Here is an 11,086-nt window from a genome sequence, read left to right as displayed (position 1 = left end):
TGATGGATGCCCCGATGGTGGCGTAGCCTGATTTCATGAGTGTTCAGCTAGGCATGCCGCAGCCGCGCGAAAGTGGCTCCGGTCCGGGTGACCGGGCGCCTCTCCCCAGCGCCCGTCCGGCCGGTCTCGCACCCGGTCTGGTGGACCGCTACGGCCGCCGAGCCACGGACATGCGGTTGTCGCTGACAGATAAATGCAATCTGCGGTGCACCTACTGCATGCCCGCAGAAGGCCTCGAATGGCTGGCAAAGCAGGCTGTGATGACTGCGGAGGAGATCGTCCGCATTGTCCGGGTCGGCGTCGACCATCTCGGAGTCCGTGAACTTCGCCTCACCGGCGGGGAGCCCCTCGTCCGGGCCGACCTGATCGATATCATTTCCGCCCTTCGCAAGGCGCATCCGGAACTTCCCATTTCCATGACCACCAACGGGGTGGGGCTCGACAAGAAGGCCGCTGCTCTGAAGTCAGCGGGGCTTTCCCGCATCAACGTCTCCCTCGATTCGCTCCACGAAGAGACTTTCGCCCAGCTGACCCGCCGCCCGTTCCTGGACCGGGTGCTCGCCGGGGTCGATGCCGCATGGGCCGCCGGGCTGGGGCCTGTGAAGCTCAATGCCGTTCTCATGCGCGGGATCAACGACGAAGAATCGCCGTCGTTGCTCGCTTGGGCACTTGAGCGCGGCTACGAGCTGCGTTTCATCGAGCAGATGCCTCTCGACGCCGACCACGGGTGGACCCGCCGGAACATGATCACGGCTGCGGAAATCCGCGAACTGCTTTCGGTGGACTACGTCCTGGGTCCGGACCCGCGTGCCCGGGACGGCGCTCCTGCCGAACGCTTTGAAGTACGACGCCGGGACACTGGTTCCGGTGATGCCACCGGTCCCGTGCTCGGCACTGTTGGCATCATCGCATCTGTCACTGAGCCGTTTTGTTCAGACTGCCGCCGGACGCGCATCACCGCAGAGGGCAAGATCATGAGCTGCCTGTTCTCCCGGGAGGAGTTCGACCTCTTGGGACACCTGCGGGCAGGAGCCACTGACCAACAGCTCGCCGAACGGTGGCAGGACGCGATGTGGCTCAAGCCCAAGGCCCACGGCATGGAACATGTAGGACTTGACGCCCCGGACTTCGTCCAGCCGGACCGCAGCATGAGCGCCATCGGAGGCTGAACCCTTGAACGTCCGTTACTTCGCTGCCGCGCGCGCCGCGGCAGGTGTAGAGGAGGAGCGCTTCGAACTGCCCGCGGGATCTTCGGTGAAGGACCTCCTCGCAGCTGTGCTCGAGGTGGAACGTCCTGAACCTCCTGCCGGGACCCCGCCGCTGGCGCGCCTCCTGTCACGGAGCAGTTTCCTGTTGAATGAGGTAGCTGTCCGGGACCGGTCAGTTGTGGTGGGACCGGACGACGTCGTCGATGTGCTTCCGCCCTTCGCCGGCGGCTAGGCTCCCCCTCATTCAGCTTCCGCAGGCTGTGGCGCTCCCGAACGCCTTTCCTTTAACTTTGAAAGAGGCAGGACCGGCCTGCCAATGAGTGGCGGAAAGTCCACTAAGACCTCCGGCCACGGCTGAGGAGGAATCATGCGGAAACTATTTGCTGTGATCGTCCTGGCAACGGCCCTGGTGATTGGGTATTCAACACCAGCGACAGCCATCACCGGCGATTTTGTCGAAGACTTTGAACACCCCTTTGTTGGGCTGGTTGTCTTCTATGACGAGACTGGAGAGGTCAGCCATGGGTGTTCGGGTTCCCTCCTATCCCCCACGGTGTTCCTGACCGCTGGCCATTGCACTGCAGGAGCAGCTGCCGCCCGCGTCTACTTCCAGCAGGATGCGGCGGCCCGCTTCGACCCTGCCACCCTGGTTGACCCGTTCACTGGTTTTCCGGAGACGTGCGCTGCGGGAACGCTCGGAGTACTGTGTGCCACTTCCGCCGAGCTGTACAATTTCGGGTTCGATGGCGTTACCTTCCCCAACACTCGCGATGCCGGCCTTGTCATCCTGGACCAGCCCATCCTTCTCGACGAATACGGCTCGCTACGGCCTCATTGAGATCAACCCGGTAGACGTGACATCTCTTGGTCAGCGTCTCATGGGCGAAAGCAGGTTGATCAACCTCAATAATGCGCTGACCAGCGGATTCAACCTGCAAACCAATGGCAACGGCAAGGGTCGGGGCGGAGCGTGCTCAGGCGATTCCGGCGGTCCCGTTTTCCTCGGTGACGTCACTTCCAACACGATCGTGGCAGTCACGTCGTTCGGCTTGAACCCATGGTGCCGGGGTATCGACTTCTCTTTCCGCACGGACACGGTGGCCGTCATCGAATGGATCCGGTCTGTCCTGACTGAGGATCAATTCGCCCAGATCAGCTTCGTGGAGGTTTAGCTGCAGCCGGCGTCAAAGGCTACGGCGGGGTGAACGAGTCAGGCGCGCCGGCAGACTGACGTCATGAAGGGGCGGAAATGGTGGTCATCCCGAAGCCTGAGATCGGCAGTGTGCGTCAACACGCCGTCGTCCACTCGGAACCGGTGCCTGGCCGTTCCATCCTCACTGCGACGCTCAACCGTCAGTGTTCCTTCATGCCAGGAGCCGCGGGCGGGAGTCCCGGGCGGCCCTCCCATGCTGTCCACGTAGTACCACAGGGTTTCGTGGTGGTCAGGGTCCACTGTGAAGACTCCGTGGCCCTCGAAGTGGGTGCCGTCTGCCTCGACGTGGCGGTAGCTCTGAACGACGGCGAAGCCTCCTGCCGCGCGTGTGAATGTCACCTCTGCGTCCGCTGTCCGCGCCGGACTCCAGGCGGTCGCAGCGAGCTCTGTGACGCCCGTCCAGTGTCCGAGGAACACCTCCAGAGCCGAATGCCCCTTGCCGGGCTGCCCACCGTCCATGCTTCCTCCCGACTGGAGCCGCTTATGGCACCATCATTGCCACAGCAACAGACGGTGTCCAGAGCAACAGACCGTGGCCAGAGCGGTGTGCCCCGGCGCGAGTCAGCGGGAGGTCGGGACCAGCGTCAGACCCACCCCCCATGGTTGGAGTGAGTCAGAGCCCGAACGTTTCGCTTTCCTCAAACGGGCCCACCACGGTCACGGTACGTGGAGCCGCGGCGAGCTCGCGCGCCAGCGTCTGGACTTCAGCTGCGGTCACGGACTTGATGAGGCGAAGGGTCTCGTCGATGTCCTGGTACTCCCCCGAGACCAACTCGGCCCGGCCCAGCCGTGACATCCGTGACCCGGTATCTTCCAGGGCAAGGACGATTCCGCCACAGAGCTGGCCCACGGCTTTACGGAGTTCGTCCTCCGAGATTCCGTCCTGGGCGAGCTTATCGAGCTCGGCGCCCAGGAGCTGGAGGACCTGCCGCACCTTGGATGGAGTGCAGCCTGCATACATGCCGAAGTATCCGGCATCGGCGTAAGAGGAGGCAAAGGAGTACGTGGAATAGACCAGCCCGCGCTTTTCACGGACCTCCTGGAACAGCCGGGAGGACATCCCGCCGCCCAGGACAGCGTTCAGCACGCTCATGACAAACCGGCGGTCGTCCGTCGCGACGATGGTGGGGCAACCCACAATGATGTTGGCTTGTTCCACCGGTCGCTTGATGACGTGCAACCCCGCCGTGCCGGTAATTTTGGCCGGCGCCGTGGAGCGTCGCTGGACGGGCTCGGCACCACTTTCGAGTTCCCAGCCCGCGGCGCGCAGGGCGTCCACCACAAGGCGGCAGACGACGTCGTGATCCAGACCGCCGGCGGCGGTAATCACCAATTCGTCAGGGCGGTAATAGCGCCGGTAGTGGTCCCAGACGGAGTCGCGGGCCACCGCCATGATTGCTTCAGGGGTTCCGCCGATGGGCCTGCCGAGGGGATGCGTTCCCAGCACGGCCGCCACAAAGTGCTCGTGGGCGACGTCGGTGGGGTCGTCGCTGTCCATGGCGATCTCTTCCAGAATGACGTCGCGCTCCTGCTCCATCTCCTGGGGATCCAGGACGGCACCGGTGATCATGTCGGCGATGACGTCGATTGCCATGGGGAGGTCCGTGTCCAGCACCCGGGCGAAGTAGCACGTGCTTTCCTTGGCAGTGGCAGCGTTTGATTCCCCTCCCACCTCATCAAAGGCGGAGGCGATTTCGAGGGCGGTACGCCTGCGGGTCCCCTTGAACAGAAGGTGCTCAAGGAAGTGGGTTGAACCGTGCTGGCCAGGAGCTTCGTCGCGGGAACCGACGCCTACCCAGAACCCGATGGTGGCAGAGCGCTGACCCGGCATTTCCTCCGTCAGGACGCGCACACCCCCGGGGAGCACAGAGCGCCGGACCACGGGCCCGCCGTCGGCTCCGTGGATCAGGGTGTCACCGGGCTGGTTCTGCTTGAGCGGCAGGGGTACGACAGTCATCAAGGCCTTTCAATGATGCAGGTCAAATCTGCCTGCAATGCTATCAGCGGCTGCTGTTCTAAAGGTTCAGGGGCTTAACGGCCGAGGGCCGGTGGATCGTCCACCGGCCCCGCCGTTATTGCTGGTGTTGCTGACTACTCGGAGATGTCAGCGCCCTCGGAAGGAGCCGAAGCGTGGACGCGTTCTGATTCTTCGCCCGCGCCTTCTTCTTCAGCCACAACGGGCGACAGGGACAGCTTTCCGCGGTCATCGATCTTGGTGATTTCCACCTGGATCTTCTGGCCCACCGAAACAACGTCATCGACGTTGTCCACGCGCTTGCCGCTGGCCAGCTTGCGCAGCTCGGAGATGTGCAGCAGGCCGTCCTTGCCCGGGGTCAGGGAGATGAACGCACCGAAGGTGGTGGTCTTGACGACAGTGCCGAGGTAGCGCTCGCCGATTTCCGGAACCTGGGGGTTGGCAATGGCGTTGATGGCGGAACGTGCTGCGTCTGCAGACGGACCGTTGGTGGCGCCAATGTAGACCGTGCCGTCATCCTCGATGGAGATGTCGGCGCCGGTGTCCTCCTGGATCTGGTTGATCATCTTGCCCTTGGGGCCAATGACCTCGCCGATCTTGTCCACGGGGATCTTCACGGCGATGACGCGGGGGGCGAACTCGGAGAGCTCGTCCGGGGTGTCGATGGCTGCGTTGATGACCTCGAGGATGTGCAGGCGGGCTTCGCGGGCCTGCTTCAGGGCTGCTGCAAGGACCGATGCCGGGATGCCGTCGAGCTTGGTGTCCAGCTGGATGGCTGTGACGAACTCGGACGTACCGGCGACCTTGAAGTCCATGTCGCCGAAGGCGTCTTCGGCACCGAGGATGTCGGTCAGCGCTGCGTAGCGGGTCTGGCCGTCGACCTGGTCGGAGACCAGGCCCATGGCGATACCTGCAACAGCGGCCTTCAGCGGCACACCTGCGTTGAGCATCGACAGGGTTGATGCACAAACTGAACCCATCGACGTCGAACCGTTGGAGCTGAGAGCCTCAGATACCTGGCGGATGGCGTACGGGAACTCCTCCCGGGACGGCAGCACCGGAACGAGCGCGCGCTCGGCAAGGGCACCGTGGCCGATTTCGCGGCGCTTCGGAGAACCGACGCGGCCGGTCTCACCGGTGGAGTACGGCGGGAAGTTGTAGTTGTGCATGTAGCGCTTGCGCGTCACAGGTGACAGGGAGTCGATCTGCTGTTCCATCTTGAGCATGTTCAAGGTGGTGACGCCCATGATCTGGGTTTCGCCGCGTTCGAAGATCGCGGAACCGTGCACGCGGGGCAGAACCTCAACCTCGGCTGTGAGCTGGCGGATGTCCGTCAGGCCACGGCCGTCAATGCGGATCTGGTCCTTGAGGATGCGCTGGCGCACAACCTGCTTGGTGACCGAGCGGAATGCTGCGGAGAGCTCCTTCTCACGGCCTTCGAACTGGCCGGCGAGTGAGGAGGTGACCTCGTCCTTGAGCGCGTCCGAAGCGTCGTTGCGCTCCGTCTTGTCGGCGATCTGGAAGATAGCGGCCAGCTTGTCAGCTGCAGCAGACTCAACTGCTGCATAGACGTCGTCTTCGTAGTCCAGGAAAACCGGGAACTCGACGGTGGGCTTGGCCGCGCGGGCGGCGAGGTCAGCCTGCGCGTCGCACAGAGCCTTGATGAACGGCTTGGCAGCCTCGAGACCCTCTGAAACAACCTCTTCGGTGGGGGCAGTAGCGCCCTGTTCCTTGATGAGGTTCCAGGAGTTATCCGTTGCTTCGGCTTCGACCATCATGATGGCGACGTCGTCGCCAGCGATGCGGCCGGCAACGACCATGTTGAACACCGAGTTTTCGAGCTGCGAGTGCTTCGGGAACGCGACCCACTGGGAACCGTTCTCGTCTGCCACGAGGGCAACGCGCACGCCGCCGATGGGGCCGGAGAAAGGCAGGCCCGAGAGCTGCGTGGACATCGAGGAAGCGTTGATGGCTACAACGTCATAGAGCTCGTCCGGGTTGATGGCGAGGACGGTAACAACGATCTGAACCTCGTTGCGCAGGCCCTTAACGAAGGCCGGGCGCAGGGGGCGGTCCATGAGGCGGCAGGCCAGGATGGCCTCGGTGGACGGGCGGCCTTCGCGGCGGAAAAACGAACCCGGGATACGGCCCGCAGCGTACATGCGCTCTTCGACGTCTACCGTCAGCGGGAAGAAGTCAAAACCTTCGCGCGGCTGCTTGCCTGCGGTGGTTGCGGAGAGCAGCGCGGTGTCTTCGTCGATATACACCATTGCTGCGCCGGCTGCCTGCTTGGCGAGGCGGCCGGTTTCGAAGCGGATTACACGCTTGCCGAAGCGGCCATTGTCAATAACTGCTTCTGAGAACTGGATTTCGGGACCCTCCAAGAGAGTCACCTCCGTTTCTTGTTTAACGGAAGTCCAGCCGCATCAACCCAACCCAGCATCTGTCGACTGGATTGCACTGCACCCGGTCATCGATCGAGACCCACGGGCCGGGGCTTCGTTCTTCGAAGCCGTTCCCGGGGATCACTACCGAGGACCGCGAATGCGTGATGCGGTTGATCCTCCTGTTGAATTTTATTGTGAAGAAGGCGGCCCGTTCCGTGCAGGAAAGGGCCGCCCCCTAAATCTGACTAGCGGCGCAGGCCGAGGCGCTCGATGAGCGCACGGTAGCGGGCAATGTCAGTGTTCTTGAGGTAGGTCAGCATGCGCTTACGACGCCCAACCATGGCCAGCAGGCCGCGCTGGGTGTGGTAATCGTGCTTGTGCTCCTTCATGTGCTCAGTGAGATCCTTGATCCGCTGAGTCAGGACTGCAACCTGGACCTCCGGTGAACCGGTGTCGGCCTCGGACGTTGCGAAATCCTTGATGATGGACTGCTTTACAGCGGCGTCAAGTGCCACAATAACTCCTAGAGATGTGCCGTGAGGCCCGAATCAGTAATTCACTGCCGGGGATGCTGGTCCGACTTTCCAGAGAAGGCCATGACGCAACAGGAGCCAGCCACCACGGACTGCAGCCGGATCCATCGTTTAGTTTACCGGCAGCGGCCTAATCTTGTCGAAACAGAGCACGACTGGGCAGAAGCTGCCAACTGTTGTTGGTCTTGCAGCCGTCCGTAGTTCACCATCAGTCATCGTTCACCCGTCAGTCGCGCCCATCAGTTGACGGATGGCAGCCATGCCCTCGAACAGCTCATGGAACGACGTGCTAAGCGGTGACAAACCGATCCTGAGCCCGTGCGGAGCGCGAAAGTCCGGGATGATGTCCTGTTCCCAGAGCGCCGTCGTCATCTCCCGGAACGCAGGATGGTCCACCGTGATGTGGCTGCCCCGCTGATCCGGATCCCGTGGAGTGGAAAGTTGGGCCCCCCGCGGCGCAAGCCACGAGTCGTGAAGTTCCACGGCAAATGCGGTAAGCAGACACGACTTCCGGCGGATTGCCTCCATGCCGGCCTCTTCAATCAGGTCCAACATGCCGCGCATGGCTATCATGGCGAATACGGCGGGTGTTCCGCTGAGGAAGCCTCGGATTCCGGGCGCTGCTTCATAACCGGCGGCCATCTCGAAAGCATCCTTGCGGCCCATCCAGCCCCAGATGGGTTGAGTCAGCCCGGGAAGGTGCCGGGCGTTGACATAGGCGAACGCCGGTGACCCTGGTCCGCCGTTGAGGTACTTGTAGGTGCAGCCGGCAGCGAAGTCCACTTCACTGGCATCCAACCCAATTTCTACCGATCCGGCGGAGTGGCAGAGATCCCAGACCACCAGGGCGCCGGAATCATGCACTGCTTTGGTAATGCCCCGCAGGTCCGCGAGGTGGCCTGAGCGGTAAGCCACATGGCTCAGGACGACGACGGCGGTGGCCGGCCCGGTCACGGCGCGCACCTCTTCGACAGTGACGCCCGCGGCGGGATCCGGTGTGATCCATCGCAGGGCGAGGCCTTGCTCGCGGGCAATCCCTTCGACGAGGTACCGGTCCGTAGGGAAGTTTTCGGTGTCCAGGACGATTTCGTTCCGGCCGGGATCGGTGCTTGCTGCAAGCGCCGCCCTTATGAGCTTGTAAAGCACCACGGTGGTGGAATCCGCGATAATTACTTGTCCTGGGGCAGCGCCCAGAACAGCGCGTCCGAGTTGGTCGCCGATGGCCTGCGGCAGGTCAAGCCATTCCTCGTCCCAGCCCCGGATAAGCCGGCCGCCCCAGCTATCCTCGATAAAGCGGCTGAGATCTTCAGGCGTTCTTTTCAGAGGGCGGCCCAGCGAATTGCCGTCCAGATAGGACAAGGTGCTCTCGGCGCCGATGAACCGCCCTCGGGAGGCAGCCAGGGGATCCTCTGCGTCGAGTTGCTTCGCGCGGGCCAAAAGGCTGTCATCGCTGGCCGTCCGCTCGGCCAATGGCTGCTGTCCGACGTCTGCCGGGGTTGGTCGCTTCACTTCCCGATCTCCGTCCGGACAGCGAACAGCTCGGGAAAGAAGGTCAGTTCCAAGGCTTTCTGCAGGAAGGCAGCCCCTGTGGATCCGCCAGTGCCCGTTTTCATGCCGATGGTCCGTTGAACTGTCCGCAGATGCCGGAACCGCCAGAGCTGGAAGTTGTCCTCAAGGTCCACCAGTTCCTCACACGCCTCATAGGCCCCCCAGTTGTCCACGGCGTTTTCGTAGATGTGCTTGAACACGGGGATCAGTTCAGGGCTGAATTCGTGGGCATGGGTGACGTCACGGTTCAGCACCGACTCAGGAATGTCGAAGCCTTGCCGGTGCAGATAAGCGAGGAACTCGTCATAGATGCTCGGAGCCTCCAGGAGGAGCCTCAGTTGTTCGTGGGCTTCGGGATCGGATTCGAAGACTGGGAGCATTTTGCGGTTTTTGTTGCCCAGTACGAATTCCACGGCGCGGTACTGGCTGGATTGGAACCCTGAGGAGTTACCGAGGAAGTCGCGGAACTGGGCGTATTCGGTGGGTGTGAGGGTAGCCAAGACGGACCACTGCTCGGTCAGCGTCTTCTGGATGTGCTTGACGCGGGCAATTTCCTTTAGGGCCGAACCGAGGTTGTCCGCGCGGAGGTGCTCGGCCGCGCTCTGGAGTTCGTGAAGCACCAGCTTGAGCCAGAGCTCGGTGGTCTGGTGCTGGATGATGAAGAGCATTTCATCGTGATGTTCGGGGCTGCTCACAGGCTGTTGTGCGCTGAGCAATGTCGGCAGCTGCAGGTAGGAGGCATAGCTCATGCGCGAGCTGAAGTCGCGCACAATCCCCTTGTCGAGCTTTCTGGTGTTGTTTTCGACAGCCACGGTGCCGCCTTCCTTCCAAGGACCGGAAATCAGCGCCTCACCAGCAGATCGTGAGCCTGGACAACGTCCAGGCGCATCTGCTCGACGAGCGCTTCAGGCCCACGGTACGCCACCATTCCCCGCAGCCTGGCCACAAATTCAACCACTACTGTCTGGTCATACAGATCGAAGTCATCGGCCGACTCTTCCGGCCTGTCGATGACGTGTGCTTCCACCTGTCGGCTTACACCTTCAAAAGTGGGGTTGGAGCCAACGGAAATAGCAGCAGGCCACCGCGTGCCCGCCTGGTCCACCAGCCAGCCCGCGTAGATGCCGTCAGCAGGGATATAGCCAGTGGCATCCGAGGACAGGTTGGCGGTAGGAAATCCAAGGGCGCGCCCCCTTGCTGCGCCATGGACCACCTGGCCGCGCATCCTGTGTGGACGCCCCAGCACAGCCGCTGCGGTGGCGACGTCGCCGTCGCGCAAGGCTTCCCTTACCCAAGTGGAAGAACAGCGGCGGTTTCCGTCGTCGTTCTTGCCTTCCCCGGGTTCGGGGTCATGCAAGGGATAGCCTTCGGAACCGAACTCGCTGATGACCTGGACGTTGAAGCCGAACTTCTCCCCCAGTGCCTGCATAGTGGAAAGGTCGCCGGAATTGCCTCGACCGAACCGGGCATCATGGCCGATCACTACGTGGCTGGCCTTCAAAGCACCGACGAGGACCTGCTCGACGAATTCCTCTGGAGTCAGGCTCGCGAGTTCCAGCGAGTATTTCATGACCAATATTGCGTCCAGGCCAAGTTCTCCCAGGGCATCCAGTTTGTCCTGCAGTCCCATGATGAGTTCGGGCGCGGATTCAGGCCTGTGCACTTGAGCGGGATGGGGATCGAAAGTGACTGCTACGGACTTGGCACCGTTGAGGCGGGCGGTCCGGATGAGCTGCGAAAGCACCTGCTGATGCCCGCGGTGCACGCCGTCGAAATTTCCGACTGTTACAACCGAGGGGCCGAAGTCCGCCGGGACCTCAGTCAGATCGTTCCAGATGTGGGCCATCAACCTCGCCTTACTGCCTGCCATGGAGTCGCACCGGGCCGCTCTGGGCCCGGAACACTTTTAGATTACCCGCAAATCCAAGTGGGAACCGACGCGGCAGCCGTTGCTTGCGTACCTGCTACGCGGGAGGTGAGAGCTGGAACGGGCCGCATCTGAGAACGGAAGGCCTGGGCGCTCCTCGCGTCAATCCGTGTTGGAACCACCTTTCCGCTTGTCTGTTCGGTTTGCTGCTTATTGGTGGAAGTAGTTGTTTTGTCGGGGTTGTTGGGTGGGGTCGATGTGTGGTGGCGGGATGAACCAGGGGATGCCGTGGGGCATGTGGATGGTCCAGTGTTCTTTGTGGATGAGGTGGTGGTGGTGGGTGCAGAGGAGGGTG

The 11,086-nt window shown here is 62.4% G+C and carries 11 protein-coding genes; 4 read left to right on the top strand and 7 right to left on the bottom strand.

Annotated features, from left to right (window positions below):
• The first annotated feature begins 35 nt into the window (after positions 1-35).
• The 4 genes from moaA to RIN13_RS09915 all read left to right on the top strand — a co-directional run bounded on the left by moaA (position 36) and on the right by RIN13_RS09915 (position 2,380).
• A complete protein-coding gene (gene moaA, locus RIN13_RS09930; RefSeq protein ID WP_309107166.1) occupies positions 36-1,169 on the top strand; it encodes a GTP 3',8-cyclase MoaA in 1,134 nt (377 codons plus the stop codon).
• Positions 1,170-1,173: 4 nt separating this feature from the next.
• Complete coding sequence (locus RIN13_RS09925) at positions 1,174-1,440, top strand: MoaD/ThiS family protein (RefSeq protein WP_309107165.1); 267 nt, start codon at positions 1,174-1,176, stop codon at positions 1,438-1,440.
• A 135-nt stretch (positions 1,441-1,575) separates the two neighbouring features.
• A complete protein-coding gene (locus RIN13_RS09920) occupies positions 1,576-2,046 on the top strand; it encodes a trypsin-like serine protease (protein ID WP_309107164.1) in 471 nt (156 codons plus the stop codon).
• A gap of 16 nt (positions 2,047-2,062) precedes the next feature.
• Positions 2,063-2,380: a trypsin-like serine protease gene (locus RIN13_RS09915; protein ID WP_309107163.1), complete on the top strand. Its 318-nt coding sequence runs from the start codon at positions 2,063-2,065 to the stop codon at positions 2,378-2,380.
• Between the two features lie 38 nt (positions 2,381-2,418).
• On the opposite strand, the gene RIN13_RS09910 is transcribed toward RIN13_RS09915, so the two are convergent.
• The 7 genes from RIN13_RS09910 to RIN13_RS09880 form a co-directional block, all read right to left on the bottom strand.
• Positions 2,419-2,880: a DUF1579 family protein gene (locus tag RIN13_RS09910; RefSeq protein ID WP_309107162.1), complete on the bottom strand. Its 462-nt coding sequence runs from the start codon at positions 2,878-2,880 to the stop codon at positions 2,419-2,421.
• A 154-nt stretch (positions 2,881-3,034) separates the two neighbouring features.
• Positions 3,035-4,378: a pitrilysin family protein gene (locus tag RIN13_RS09905; RefSeq protein ID WP_309107161.1), complete on the bottom strand. Its 1,344-nt coding sequence runs from the start codon at positions 4,376-4,378 to the stop codon at positions 3,035-3,037.
• Between the two features lie 134 nt (positions 4,379-4,512).
• Positions 4,513-6,780 carry a polyribonucleotide nucleotidyltransferase gene (locus RIN13_RS09900; protein WP_309107230.1) on the bottom strand — a complete coding sequence of 756 codons (2,268 nt, stop codon included), beginning with the start codon at positions 6,778-6,780 and terminating at the stop codon, positions 4,513-4,515.
• 248 nt (positions 6,781-7,028) lie between these two features.
• On the bottom strand, positions 7,029-7,298 hold the full coding sequence (gene rpsO / locus RIN13_RS09895; protein WP_247048644.1) for a 30S ribosomal protein S15: 270 nt from the start codon (positions 7,296-7,298) through the stop codon (positions 7,029-7,031).
• A 237-nt stretch (positions 7,299-7,535) separates the two neighbouring features.
• On the bottom strand, positions 7,536-8,786 hold the full coding sequence (kynU, locus tag RIN13_RS09890) for a kynureninase (protein ID WP_309107229.1): 1,251 nt from the start codon (positions 8,784-8,786) through the stop codon (positions 7,536-7,538).
• 35 nt (positions 8,787-8,821) lie between these two features.
• Positions 8,822-9,676 (bottom strand): tryptophan 2,3-dioxygenase, encoded by an 855-nt coding sequence (gene kynA, locus RIN13_RS09885; RefSeq protein WP_309107160.1) that lies wholly within the window; start codon positions 9,674-9,676, stop codon positions 8,822-8,824.
• 29 nt (positions 9,677-9,705) lie between these two features.
• Positions 9,706-10,710 carry a bifunctional riboflavin kinase/FAD synthetase gene (locus RIN13_RS09880; RefSeq protein ID WP_309107159.1) on the bottom strand — a complete coding sequence of 335 codons (1,005 nt, stop codon included), beginning with the start codon at positions 10,708-10,710 and terminating at the stop codon, positions 9,706-9,708.
• Positions 10,711-11,086: the final 376 nt, after the last annotated feature.

Origin of the sequence: Arthrobacter sp. (assembly GCF_031179985.1) — a bacterium.
Lineage (GTDB): Bacteria > Actinomycetota > Actinomycetes > Actinomycetales > Micrococcaceae > Arthrobacter.
The sequence above is the reverse complement of the archived record's forward strand: the minus strand, read 5'-3'. Positions and strand labels throughout refer to the sequence as shown.